The following is a 12622-nucleotide window of genomic DNA, read 5'->3' as shown; positions in this document are numbered from 1 at the left end:
GCCGTTCCGTGCTTCCCCAGTATTCCAGCGAACGACGATGCCGCCTCGCCGGCTCTGCAAGCGTGACAAGCAAGGAGAATGGCGAGCATGGCCGAGGACAGCGACCGCCTGATCATGGCGGGGACGCCGATCTTCCGTCGGACCACGCTGGCCCTGTTCGCGGCGGGGTTCTCCACCTTCGCCGTACTCTATGGCGTACAACCGCTGATGCCGGTCTTCGCAGACCAATTCCATGTCTCGCCGGCAGAGAGCAGCCTGTCGCTCTCGCTCCCCTGTGCGATGCTGGCTTTGGCACTCCTCGTGGTCAGCCCGCTCTCCGAGGTGTGGGGCCGCAAGCCGATCATGGTCGCGTCGCTCTTCGCCTCCGCGATCCTTACCCTCATCGCCGTCATCGTGCCGAGCTGGCACGGCTTCCTGGCCCTGCGCGCATTGACGGGGCTCGCGGCGAGCGGCCTGCCCGCCGTCGCGATGGCCTATCTCAGCGAGGAGATGGACGGCCGCGCCATCGGCCTCTCGATGGGGCTGCTCATCGGTGGCAACGCCATGGGCGGCATGGTCGGGCGGCTGCTGGCGGGCATCATCACCGACCACGCCTCCTGGCGTGTCGGACTCGGGACCATCGGCGTCCTGGCGCTGTTCGCCGCGATCCTGTTCTGGCGGGGTCTGCCGCCCTCGCGGCGCTTCCTCGCCAACCGGATGCACTGGCGCCAGGTGCCCGGCACCTTCGGTCAGCATTTCCGCGACCCCGGCCTGCCCTGGCTGTTCGCGGAAGCGTTCCTGCTCATGGGCGGCTTCGTCAGCGTCTACAATTACATCGGCTTCCGCCTGCTCGATCCGCCATACAACCTCAGCCAGACCGCCATCGGCGCGATCTTCGTGGTCTACCTCGCCGGCACGTTCAGCTCGGCGGCGACCGGGGAGATCGCAAGCCGGCTGGGGCGGCGAAAAGTGCTGTGGCTCGCGATCCTCCTCGGGCTCGTCGGAATTCTGATGACGCTCTCGGACCGCCTTCCGCTCATCATCGCCGGCATCATCGTTGTCACGGTGAGCTTCTTCGGCGCCCACTCGGTAGCGAGCTCATGGATCGGGCGGCGCGCCCTGCGCGACCGGGCACAGGCGTCCTCCGTCTATCTGTGCCTCTATTACCTCGGCTCATCGGTCCTCGGGACCGCCGGAGGCTGGTTCTTCGAACATGCGGGATGGACGGGCGTCGTCGCGTTCTTCGGCGGCCTCTATGGCCTCGCCCTTGCCATCGCGCTCCATCTTTCACGCTTGCCGCCCCTCATCCCGGCGGCATCGCCCGACCTCGACCGTTGACCCGCCTGCCTCGACGGCCCATCTAGGCGCTCGTCGGCGAAAGCCGGACAACAGGCGAGTCGTCGCCGCCAGCAGAGGAAGTCCGGCTCGCTTGCTCCAAGCGGCTCCGGCTTACGGAACCGAACGTGTTCGAGCTCGCCGTCGCCGTTGCCCTGATTGCCCTCAACGGCGCCTTCGCGCTGTCCGAACTGGCCGTCGTCTCGTCGCGCAAATCGCGTCTGCGCACGATGGCCGATGCGCATCGCCCAGGCGCTCGCGCCGCTCTCGCATTGGCCGAAGAGCCCGGCCGCTTCCTCTCCGCCGTCCAGATCGGGATCACCCTCGTCGGCATCCTCTCAGGTGCCGTATCGGGTGCCGCGCTCGGCGAGAGGCTCACCGAGATCCTGTTCCAGGCCGGTCTGTCGAAGGCGGTGTCCGACCCGCTCGGCTATGGACTCGTCATCGCCGCCATCACCTACCTTTCGGTCATCATCGGCGAACTCGTGCCGAAACACGTGGCTTTGCGCGACCCGGAAGGCATCGCCTGCCTCGTCGCCCGCCCGATGCGGCTGGTCTCGCGGATCGCGCTTCCCGCCGTCTGGCTCCTCGACGCCTCGACCCGCGCGGTGTTCCGTATCCTCGGCCAGGAAGCGTCCAGCGCCAGCGCGGTGACGGAAGAGGAGATCCGCACCATCGTCGCGGAGGCCGAGACGGCGGGCGTGATCGAGACCGACGAGCGCAAGATGATCGCCGGCGTCCTGCGCCTCGGCGACCGCGCCGTGCGCGGCGTCATGACACCGCGCACGGATGTGCATTGGATCGACCTCGACAAGGCACCGGAGGAAATCCGCGCCATGCTGGTCTCGAGCCCGCATTCGCGGATCCCGGTCGGCGAAGGCAACCCGGACAATATGCTCGGAGTCGTGCAGGTGCGCGAACTCGTCAAGGCGCTGATCGAGAACGAGCGGTTCGACCTGCGCGCCTATATCCGCAGCGCCCCGGTCCTGCCCGACACGCTCGACGCCCTCGATGCGCTCACCGCACTGCAGGCGGCCGAAGTTCCGATGGCGCTGGTCCACGACGAGTACGGCCATTTCGACGGCTTGGTGACGCCGGCCGACATCCTCGATGCCATTGCCGGCGCCTTCCATTCGGAAGACCAGGAGCCGGAGGCGGTGCAGCGCCAGGACGGGTCCTGGCTCATCGCCGGCTGGATGCCGGTGGACGAGATGGCCGACCAGCTTGGCATCAAGATCGAATCGAGCCGCGACTACGAGACCGCCGCCGGCCTTGTCATCGCCAAGCTGCAGCGTCTGCCCGAGACGGGCGAGACCTGCGACATCGCCGGCTGGCGCTTCGAGGTGGTCGATCTCGACGGGCGCCGAGTGGACAAGATCCTGGTCTCGCGGATCGCCTGAGCGTCACGGACCGGTCCTGTCCGCCCTCCGCGGCACCGCGGGCCGGGTATAGCGCTTGGCTCCGGCTACGCAGAGGACGACGAGACCGGTCACGGCGAGCATACCCGGCGCAATCGGCTCGTGCAGGAGCAGCCCCGCCAGGGCCAGACCGAAGAACGGCTGGAGCAGTTGCAGCTGGCCGACACCGGCGATGCCGCCCAAAGCCAGCCCGCGATACCAGAACACGAACCCGACCAGCATGCTGAAGACCGAGACATAGGCGAGGCCGATCCAGGCCGGCAGGCCGATTCCGCTCCATGCCGACGGCAGGCTGGTGAGAGCGATGATGGCCATTACCGGCAGGGACAGGACCAGCGCCCAGGAGATGACCTGCCAGCCGCCGAGACGGCGCGACAGGGTAGCCCCCTCGGCATAGCCGAGACCGCAGAGCAGGATCGCCGCCACCATCAGGAGATCGCCGGTGAGCGAGCCGCCACCGCTCTGGAACAGGGCGAAGCCCGCGACCGTGAGGCTTCCGATCCCCGAGAACAGCCAGAAGGCCGGGCTCGGCCGCTCTCCGCCCCGGATCACGCCGAAGACGGCCGTGGCGAGGGGCAGGAGGCCGATGAAGACGATGGAATGCGCCGCCGTGATGTGCTGGAGCGCCAGGGCGGTCAGGAGCGGAAAGCCGACCACGACCCCGAGCGCGACGATCGCCAGCGAAGCGAGATCGGTTCTTTCAGGCCGCCTCTGCCGCAGGGCGAGGAGCATCGTCGCCCCGAGAACCGCCGCGATCACCGCCCGCGCCGAGGTGAGGAACATCGGCGTAAAGCCGCCTACCGCCACCCGCGTCGCCGGCAACGAGGCGCTGAAGATGATCACACCGAGGAGGCCGCTGCCCCATCCCGCCGTACTCCGTTTCATCGTCTCGTGCCGTCCCGGAATTCCGCCACGCCCGAAGGGCCTGGCAAGCGCACCTTGACAACCATCCCGCGGCCATGCCGTCAAATGCTCGCATGCTCTCTTTCCATGCAGAATGGGCATGATGAACCCGGCTCATATCGACCTGTTTCGCGCGGTGCTGCGTCATGGAGGGATGACGAGGGCCGCTGCCGTCCTCGGCATCGGCCAGCCCCATATCAGCCGAGCCATGGCTCAACTGGAGGATGAGCTCGGTTTCGCGCTGTTCGTTCGCGGCCATGGCAGCGCGTTGCCGACACCGGAAGGCGAGGCCTTCGCCCGCGAGGTCGAACGAACCTATGCCGGTCTCGACCACCTCGCCCAGGCGGCCCGGCAGATCCGTGACCTGGGCACCGGGCCGTTGCGCGTCGCCTGCCAGCCGTCGCTGGCCTCCCGCCTGCTGCCGCGGGCGATCCGGAAACTGTCTGAGGAATCCCCCGGCATCCAGGTCGCGGTCCACGTGCCGGCGCCGGAAACGATCTGGGCCTGGGCCTCATCCGGCCAATGCGATCTCGGCCTGGTTCGGCCCCGCTCCGGTTATGCGGGCGTGATCTGCGAGCCTTTCCTCGCCATCGATGCGGTCTGCGCCCTGCCACGGGGGCACGCCCTCGCGGAGAAGCGGGCGATCGGCGTGGCCGATCTCGCCGACGAGCCCCTGATCGCGGGCGGGAGCGGCGCGTTCCAACGGGCGGTCGAGGAGGCATTCGCGGAGGCACGGATCGCCCCGCATTTCCGCCTCATGGCGCAGTACACGGCGGCCCGCTGCGGCCTCGTTGCGGAAGGGCTCGGGATCGCCATCGTCGATCCGATCCCGGCCCGCGAGCTTACGGAGCTGCCCATCGTGCTGCGCCCGTTCCGCCCGCGCCTGCCCATCGAGACGATGCTGATCCGCCCGGCAGGACGGCCGCCGAGCCGGCTCGCGCACCGACTGATCGGACATCTGCACGCCGAGCGGGATCGGCTCCTGTCGGGCTCGGTGCGCAGACGCGACTGAATCAGGCGGTGCCGAGCCGCGCCACCACTGCCTCACGCCCGATGAGCGGCAGCAGGCCCGACAGGTCCGGCCCGTGTTCCAGCCCCGTCAGGGCGAGGCGGAGGGGCATGAACAGGGCCTTGCCCTTGGCGCCGGTCTTGTCCTTCACCGCGTTGGTCCAGGTCTTCCAAGTCTGGCCATCCCACGGTTCGGGCGGCAGCACCTCGGCGGCGGCGGCGATGAAGCCGGCATCCGCGATGACGGGCGTGACGTCCCCTGCCACGATGCGCCACCATTCGGCGGCCTCACCGACCTTGGTGAGATTGGGCTGGATCACCGCCCAGAACGCTTGTGCCCTTTCCTCCGGAATTCCCATGGCGAAGAGGCGTTCGCGCGCCGTCTCGTAGGGCATGGCGTGGATGAGGCGGGCATTGAGCCCATCGAGTTCCTGCGGATCAAACTTGGCCGGCGCCCGCGAGATGTGGGCGAGGTCCACCAGGGCGGCGAGGTCGTCCATCGAATCCACCGCGCGCACCGCCTCGGCCGAGCCGGTAAGGACCGCGAGCGAGCGCACGGCGCCGGGTTCGTAGCCCGCCTCGCGCAGCCCGCGGAGGGAGAGGTGGCCGAGGCGCTTCGACAGGCCTTCGCCATCGGCGGTGGTGAGCAGGTTGTGGTGGCCGAAGATCGGAACCGGCTGGCCCAGAGCCTCGAAGATCTGCACCTGCACGCCGGTATTGGTGACGTGGTCTTCGCCGCGGATCACGTGGGTGATGCCCAACTCGGCATCGTCCACGACGGAGGGCAGCGTGTAGAGATAGCTGCCATCGGCGCGGATCAGCACAGGGTCCGACAGCGAGGCGCAATCCACATGCGCCTCTCCACGGATGAGATCGTCCCAGGCGACGGTGCGGGCATCGAGCTTGAAACGCCAATGCGGGGTGCGCCCCTCGGCTTCCAGGCCCGCGCGTTCGTCATCGGTGAGGCTGAGCGCCGCGCGGTCGTAGATCGGCGGCTGGCCGCGGCCGAGCTGACGGCGACGGCGGCGCTCCAACTCGTCGGGCGTCTCGTAGCAGGGATAGAGCCGGCCCGCCGCCTTGAGCCGTTCGGCCGCCGCATCGTGGATCGCGGAGCGGTCGGACTGGCGGGCGAAGAGATCCGGCACGATCCCGAGCCAGGCCAGATCCTCACCGATCGCGGTCGCGAATTCTTCCGTCGAGCGCTCCCGGTCGGTGTCGTCGAGGCGCAGCAGGAAGCGCCCGCCGCGAGCCCGCGCGAACAGCGCGTTCAGCAAGGCCGGCCGGGCATTGCCGATATGGAGGAAGCCCGTCGGAGAGGGCGCGAAACGGACGAGGGGGGCAGAAGTCATGCCCGCCCTCTAGCCGATTTTTCGTCGTCTGGGGATCTTCAGCTCCAAGAGGGTCGGTCGGCTCCCGGGAGGTCCGATCAACTTCAAAGAGATCCGGTCAGCTCCAGGAGTGGAACGGCGGGTTCACGCCGTTGAGCGCGTGATTGCCGATGATGGCGTATTTCCAGCGCACCGGATCGTGGAGCGTGTGGGTGCGGGCGTTGCGCCAGTGGCGGTCGAGGTTGCCCTCCGCCAGGGTCGAGCGGGTCCCGGCAAGCTCGAACAGCTTGTTGCTGGCGAGAAGCGCGATCTCCGTGGTGAGCACCTTCGATTCGGCCACCGCGAGCTGGGCCGCAGCGACGCTTTCCGCATCGGGCTCGGCGACCGCCGCGTCGAGGGCGAGGCCGGCCCGGTCGAGCAGAGCTTCGGCGGCATGGAGCTTGATCGTCAGCTCGCCGATCGTCTGGATCGTGTAGGGATCGTCGGAGGCCCGATCGAGGCCGCTATCGACCCACGGGCGGGTCTTGGTGCGGACGAAGGCCACCGTGTCGTCGAGAGCCTCCCGAGCGATGCCGGCATCGACGGCGGCCTGGATGATCTGGAACACCGCCCCGTCCGAGCGCGGTTGCTCGTAGCCCTTCCACGCGGGCACGAGATGGGTTTTGGGCACCCGCACATCGTCGATGATCACGGTGCCGCTGGCCGTGGTCCGCTGGCCGAAGGCCGACCAGTCGTCGATGACGGTGAGCCCCGGCGCGCCTCTTTCGGCGATGGCGTACCAGGCCCGTCCTTCGCCATCGAGGGCGACGATGGGAACGAGATGGGCAAGCAGCGCGCCCGTGGAGTAGAACTTCTTGCCGCGCACGATGACGTGCTCGCCGTCATCGACGAAATGGGTCTTGAAGTCGGTGGCGCGCGGGGTGCCGATCTCGGAGAAGGCGTTGCCGAACCGCGTTCCCTTCAGGATCTCCCCGAACAACAGCGCCTGCTGCTCCGGATCCGACACCGTGCGGATCGCGGCGACGATGCCGAGATGGTTCTGCGAGATCTGCCCGATCGACGGATCGGCCGCCGAGATGATGGCGACGACCTGAGCCAGGGTCTTGTAGGAGACTTCCGGCCCGCCGAACGCCTTCGGCACGTTGATCGACCACAACCCGCTCTGGGAAAACGCATCGAGCTCCGCCACCGGGCGGCGGTTGTTGGTGTCGCGCTCGGAGGCACCGTTGCGAAAATCCTCGGCAAGGGCCTGCGCGACCCGGATCGCCTCGGCATCGTCGCGGATGATGTGAGCCGGGGATGTCGGCCGGGGAACCGGCGGCGCGCCCCGGGCGGTCTCTAGCGATTGGGCGCTGACGGCGATGTTCATGAGGCTACGTCCTATGGCTGATGATATGCCGTCACAGGGCTCATCCCCGCGGGCCGCTATCGTTCCGTCGCGCCTACGGCGAACTCGGAACGACGGGGCTGCGACGGCGCGAGGGCGATCGCATCAGGCGGCAGCGGCCCGCTGCTCGCGCGCGGCTTCCAAGGCTCTCACGCGCGGGATGATGTGGGCGCCGAAATAGGCGACCTCCTCCTGGAAATGCAGGAAGGCGAGGAGCGCGAGGTCGACACCGGCATCCTTCAGGGCGACGATCCGCTCGGCGATCTGGTCGGGCGTGCCGATCAGGTTGGTCTTGAAGCCGTCATTGTACTGGACGAGGTCCTCGAAGCTCGATTTCGCCCAATTGCCCTCGCCTTCCGGAGAGGCCTTGCCGGCATTCTTCGCCTCGTGGCCGAAGGCCTTCACCGCATCGGGGTCGGCATTGTCGATGATGTCCTGGAGGACGGCGCGGGCCTCCTCCTCGGTCTCGCGGGCGATGACGAAGGCGTTGACGCCGACTTTGACGGAATGGCCGTTCGCCGCCGCCTTCGCCTGGAGGTCGTCGACCTGGGCGCGGATGCCGTCCGGCGTGTTGCCGTTGGTGAAGTACCAGTCGGAGACGCGGGCCGCCATGTCGCGCGCCGCACGGGACGAACCGCCCTGGAAGATCTCCGGCTGCGGATCGGCCGGCTTCGGCTTCAGGGTGTAGTTGGTGTAGCGATAGAAATCACCGCTGAAGGTGAAATCGTCCTGCGTCCAGATCCCGCGCAAAGCGCGGATGAACTCCTCCGAACGACGATACCGCTCGTCATGGTCGAGCCAGGGCTCACCGATGGCGCGAAACTCGCCCGAGAACCAGCCGGACACGACGTTGATGGCAATGCGCCCGCCGGTGAGCTGGCTGATCGTCGCGATCTGCTTGGCGGCGAGCGTCGGGTTCCATGGGCCGGGCAGCAGCGCGGCGATGACCGTCAGCTTCGATGTGGCCGCGAGCAGGGCGTGACTGAAGGCGACGGACTCGTGCTGATACTCGGCGCCGTAGCCGGCGGTGAAACGGATCTGGGTGAGGGCGTAGTCGAAGCCGGCCTCCTCCGCGATCTGGGCGAGGCGTCGGTTATAATCCGCGTCCCAGCTCGTACGCTGCTCGATCTTGCTGATGACGAGACCACCGGACACGTTCGGCACCCAATAGGCGAAACGGATCGGCTCCGGGTCACGATGGTGTGGGCGAGTCATGCATCTATCCGCGAATTTGAGAGATAAAGCGGTCCATTCAGGGTCAGGGCCGCAAGTGAATACATTATTGCATCAAGCAAATCATACAGCCTTGCTTGCTCAACGATGTCGTTGAATTAAATGTCTTACGAAGACGATCTATAGTCAAAGGAAAGAAAATACCTTTTCTTTGTCGACCTCGGCACAATCTTCCGACAAGCCAGCATCCAGGGAGAAGATCGTGTTCTCAGCGCCTTCCCCGGACGTTCCACGAAAGGCGGCCTCTGCGACGCAGATGCCTGGTGAAACCGCCGGACATCGCGGTTTTCCCGCCGCTGGGTGGTTTCATCGTCGCCGCAGCCTCCCGCGCCGCAGCAGACGGCCCTAGCTATCGATGCGCGAGCGATGGTAATCCCCGCATTCAGTGGTGACGGGCGAAGGGTCGCGTCGGCCTGATCGGGGCATGGCGGGGCATCTCGGATGACAGGTGAGACTCAGGCGATGACCGGCTTCGACGCTTCGACCTCTCCGTTCGCCGGACCGTCTCTACCGCGTCCGTCATCGCAACTGGTCACCGTCTTCGGCGGCTCCGGCTTCCTCGGGCGCCACGTCGTGCGGGCGCTCGCCAAGCGTGGCTACCGGATCCGAGTCGCCGTCCGCCGTCCGGACCTCGCGCTCTTCCTACAGCCGCTGGGCAAGGTCGGGCAGATCATCGCCGTGCAGGCGAACCTCCGCTACCCCGAATCCATCGCCAAGGCGGTGGAGGGCGCCGACGTGGTGGTGAACCTCGTCGGCATCCTGCAGGAGACCGGCAAGCAGAGCTTCCTGCGTCTCCAGGAAGAGGGGGCCGGCGAGATCGCCCGCGCGGCCGCGAGCGTCGGCGCGCCCGTAGTCCATGTCTCGGCAATCGGAGCGGACGAGAACTCCGACTCCGTCTACGCCCGCTCCAAGGCGCTCGGTGAGGCGAAGGTCCTGGCAGCCCAGCCTCGGGCGGTGATCCTGCGTCCCTCGCTGGTGTTCGGCCCGGGCGACAGCTTCTTCAACCGCTTCGCGTCTCTCGCCCGAATGCTCCCGGTCCTGCCGCTCGCTGGGGCCGGGACGCGTTTCCAGCCGGTCTTCGTCGGTGACGTGGCCGAGGCGATCGCCCGCGCCGTGGATGGGCAGGCGGAGGCCGGACGGGTCTACGAACTCGGCGGCCCGGAGGTCGAGACGCTCGATGCCCTCGTCCGCTTCATGCTCAAGACCACGATGCGCAAACGCCTCGTCGTCGATCTGCCCAAGCCCATCGCCATGCTGCAGGCCCGTGTGATCGAGGCGGTGAATACGGTCAGCCTCGGCCTGCTGCCGGACAGCCTCAAGCTCACCCGCGATCAGGTCACCCTGCTCCAGACGGACAACGTGGTCTCCGACGCCGCAAAAGCGGAAGGTCGCACGCTGGATGGCCTCGGCATCGTGCCGACGGCGATGGCCGCTATCGTGCCGGGCTATCTCTGGACCTTCCGCAAGGCGGGACAATTCGCCAAGGAGACGGTCGTTGAGGCGGAGCAGGAGACGGCCGCGACACCGCCGCCATCCGCCCCGTCCCGGAGCGGCCCCCCGGTCGGTCCCGATGCGACCGCCCCGAGCCGGATGGGCGCGCGCTGGGGAACCCGCGGCTGAGACCTGTCGGTCCTAGCCGTCGAGACGCTTGCGCATATCAAACCCGACCAGAGCAGCCTTCCGGGCCAGGCCCTTGTGGACATGCACCATCAGGGCGATGCCGAAGAGCGGCGTCAGCAGATTGAGGACGGGCACCACCATCAGGCCTGCCAGCATGGCGCCGGCCGTCATGGTCGTCAGGCCGAAATGCCGGCGCATGGCGCTGGCTTCCGCCATCGGCCGGAAGCGCCCTGCGGCGAGTTCGAAATATTCGCGCCCGAGCAGATAGGTGTTGGCGAGGAAGAACGCCACGAGATTGACGCCGGGCACGAAGAACAGGATCAGCGCCACGAGATTGACCAGCAGCGCCAGCCCGGCGAAGCGCAGGGCGTAGAGCATCGCCGAGCCGATCGGGAGGGCCGTGCCCGGTACGTCTCCGGGAAAATCGGTGCGCTCCACGATCGCGGCGGCATCATCGAGGAAGTAGCCCGCCACCAGGATCGACACCGCCGGCATGACGTAGGCGAGGCCGATGAACAGGCCGGCACCGGCGAAGAACACCGCCATCGTATCGAGAAACGGATAGCTCGCCGAGAGGTGATGGTTCGCGAGGAACCAGTCGATCACCTTGGTGAGGCCTACCCAGATCAGGACGAGAAGCCCGAGCGTCAGGGCCAACGACTTCCACAGGATGGCGCGCAGTGGCGGCGACAGCACCTGCTTGCCGGCAGCATAGGCAGCCTGAATGAGCATGGCGCCCGAATCCTTGTTCCGCTCGAGGGAGGGCGGGCACCTTTGCGCGGCCTGCCGCCAGCGCCGGGTTCTGGCGTTGCACGTGCTTTGGCGCAACCCCAGCTGGCGCGTCCAGCCTGAACCTTTTCGCCGAGGCCACGCGTTTCCGGCAAGATCGGCTGCGCACAAGTGTGTGTGGTACGCCCGCCCGTAACGGCCGGTAGAGGATCGCGGATCACTCTTCCGGCCATCGCTCACATGGATGTTCCACCGGACACTCGCTCCCCGGAAGCTCGCCCCCGCATGATCCCGACACCTCGTCCCGCCCACGATCATTTCCGTCCGAGCATCACCCCACGCCTCGCGTCCCTCCCCGCGAGCGCCGATGTGATCGTCGTGGGCGCGGGCGCCGCAGGCATTGCCGCAGCACGGTTTCTGAAAGAGCGGGACGTGTCCGTCGCCGTACTGGAGGCGCGCGACCGGATCGGCGGTCGCCTGATCACCACCAATCTGCGAGGCCATCCGGTCGATCTCGGCGGGCATTGGCTCCATGCCGGGCCGATCAACCCCCTTGTGCGACTGGGCGAAGCCCGCGGCGAACCCCTGAGAGTCGCGGCACAGGAGGGACATCTGTTCGTATCGGGCCGGAGGGGACGTCCGGCGGAGGCTGCCGCCCATGCCCGCGCCTTCTCCGTGGCAGATCGCGCGCTGACCGTGCAGACGGGGCTCGACGGCCCCGATCGCCCGGCCTCGAGTGCGCTCCCGCCTGGCCTGGGTCCCTGGGCCGAGCGCATCTCCCTCGTCCACGGCCTCGTCTCCGGGCGCCCGTTGACGGAGGTCTCGCTCCACGACTTTCCGAGCATGGAATACGGCGACAACCGCTTCATCGCCGGCGGCTTCGGCGGCTATCTCGCGCGCCTCGCGCAAGGCCTGCCGATCGCGCTGAATACGCCGGTCGTGCGCATCGACTGGTCGGGCGCCGGTGTCGCGGTGGAGGTGGCGGACGGGTCGGTGTGGCGGGCCAAAGCGGTGATCGTGACGATCCCGATGATGGTGCTGCGCGCCTCACCCCTGTTCACCCCGGTGCTGCCGCCGGAGACGCGCTCGGCCATCGACGGTTTTTCGACCGGCATCTACGAACACGCCGTGCTGCACTGGCCCTCAGCCCCGTTCCGGGGACGGGACCGCCTCGCCGCCATGGTCGGCGGACGCCACAGGCCGCCCGGCCTGCTGACCCGGGTGGACGACACGCCGTTTCATTTCTTCGAGCTCGATACGCCGATGGCGCGTTCCCTCGATGCGCGCGGCCGGAACCCGGATTCAACGCGCCGCCTCGTCCGCTCCGTTCTGGCCGAGCATTTCGGCCATCGCGCCCTGCATGATCTTTCCATCCCGGCGATCAGCGAGTGGCGCCACGATCCGTGGTCGCTCGGATCATGGGCCGTCGTGCCGCCCGGGCACGCGCCTGCCCGACAGACACTTCAGGTCCCGGTCGGCGGCAAGATCTGGTTCGCAGGGGAAGCACTGTCACGCTTGCAATGGGGTACCGCGGGCGGTGCCTACGAAGAAGGCACCAGAGCCGCGGCTGGAGCGGCCGGCTGCATTGAAAAATCGAAGCCCCGATGCGACGAAAGCGGCAATGCCAGCGCAATTAACCGGCACGTTTCTTGAAAAGGAGGTTCAACGACTGAATTAATGTT

General features: G+C 67.6%; 10 protein-coding genes. 5 read left to right on the top strand and 5 right to left on the bottom strand.

Features of this window, described 5'->3' with window-relative positions:
• The first annotated feature begins 87 nt into the window (after positions 1 to 87).
• On the top strand, positions 88 to 1317 hold the full coding sequence (locus tag A3OK_RS0120180; protein WP_019906706.1) for an MFS transporter: 1230 nt from the start codon (positions 88 to 90) through the stop codon (positions 1315 to 1317).
• A 125-nt stretch (positions 1318 to 1442) separates the two neighbouring features.
• On the top strand, positions 1443 to 2714 hold the full coding sequence (locus A3OK_RS0120175; RefSeq protein ID WP_019906705.1) for a hemolysin family protein: 1272 nt from the start codon (positions 1443 to 1445) through the stop codon (positions 2712 to 2714).
• 3 nt (positions 2715 to 2717) lie between these two features.
• Here the strand turns inward: A3OK_RS0120175 and A3OK_RS0120170 are convergent, their stop codons facing one another.
• Positions 2718 to 3617, bottom strand: a complete 900-nt coding sequence (locus tag A3OK_RS0120170) for a DMT family transporter (protein WP_019906704.1) — start codon at positions 3615 to 3617, stop codon at positions 2718 to 2720.
• A gap of 118 nt (positions 3618 to 3735) precedes the next feature.
• On the opposite strand from A3OK_RS0120170, the gene A3OK_RS0120165 reads away from it, so the two are divergent.
• Positions 3736 to 4647, top strand: a complete 912-nt coding sequence (locus tag A3OK_RS0120165) for a LysR family transcriptional regulator (RefSeq protein ID WP_026597464.1) — start codon at positions 3736 to 3738, stop codon at positions 4645 to 4647.
• A 1-nt stretch (position 4648) separates the two neighbouring features.
• Here A3OK_RS0120165 and gltX read toward each other — a convergent pair whose 3' ends face one another.
• The 3 genes from gltX to sfnG all read right to left on the bottom strand — a co-directional run bounded on the left by gltX (position 4649) and on the right by sfnG (position 8573).
• Positions 4649 to 5992, bottom strand: a complete 1344-nt coding sequence (gltX, locus tag A3OK_RS0120160) for a glutamate--tRNA ligase (RefSeq protein WP_019906702.1) — start codon at positions 5990 to 5992, stop codon at positions 4649 to 4651.
• Between the two features lie 97 nt (positions 5993 to 6089).
• Positions 6090 to 7340: an SfnB family sulfur acquisition oxidoreductase gene (locus A3OK_RS0120155; RefSeq protein ID WP_019906701.1), complete on the bottom strand. Its 1251-nt coding sequence runs from the start codon at positions 7338 to 7340 to the stop codon at positions 6090 to 6092.
• 123 nt (positions 7341 to 7463) lie between these two features.
• Positions 7464 to 8573 carry a dimethylsulfone monooxygenase SfnG gene (gene sfnG / locus A3OK_RS0120150; RefSeq protein ID WP_019906700.1) on the bottom strand — a complete coding sequence of 370 codons (1110 nt, stop codon included), beginning with the start codon at positions 8571 to 8573 and terminating at the stop codon, positions 7464 to 7466.
• Between the two features lie 480 nt (positions 8574 to 9053).
• Between sfnG and A3OK_RS0120145 the strand changes: the two genes are divergently transcribed.
• Complete coding sequence (locus A3OK_RS0120145) at positions 9054 to 10211, top strand: complex I NDUFA9 subunit family protein (RefSeq protein ID WP_019906699.1); 1158 nt, start codon at positions 9054 to 9056, stop codon at positions 10209 to 10211.
• A 12-nt stretch (positions 10212 to 10223) separates the two neighbouring features.
• Here the strand turns inward: A3OK_RS0120145 and A3OK_RS0120140 are convergent, their stop codons facing one another.
• The gene (locus A3OK_RS0120140; RefSeq protein ID WP_019906698.1) at positions 10224 to 10943 is read right to left on the bottom strand and encodes a sulfate transporter family protein; all 720 of its coding nucleotides are present in this window, start codon (positions 10941 to 10943) and stop codon (positions 10224 to 10226) included.
• 282 nt (positions 10944 to 11225) lie between these two features.
• Here A3OK_RS0120140 and A3OK_RS0120135 point away from each other — a divergent pair, with 282 nt between their 5' ends.
• On the top strand, positions 11226 to 12593 hold the full coding sequence (locus tag A3OK_RS0120135; protein ID WP_019906697.1) for an NAD(P)/FAD-dependent oxidoreductase: 1368 nt from the start codon (positions 11226 to 11228) through the stop codon (positions 12591 to 12593).
• The last annotated feature ends 29 nt before the right edge of the window (positions 12594 to 12622 follow it).

Source organism: Methylobacterium sp. 77, assembly GCF_000372825.1.
GTDB lineage: Bacteria > Pseudomonadota > Alphaproteobacteria > Rhizobiales > Beijerinckiaceae > Methylobacterium.
This window is presented reverse-complemented; position numbering and strand designations above follow the sequence as displayed.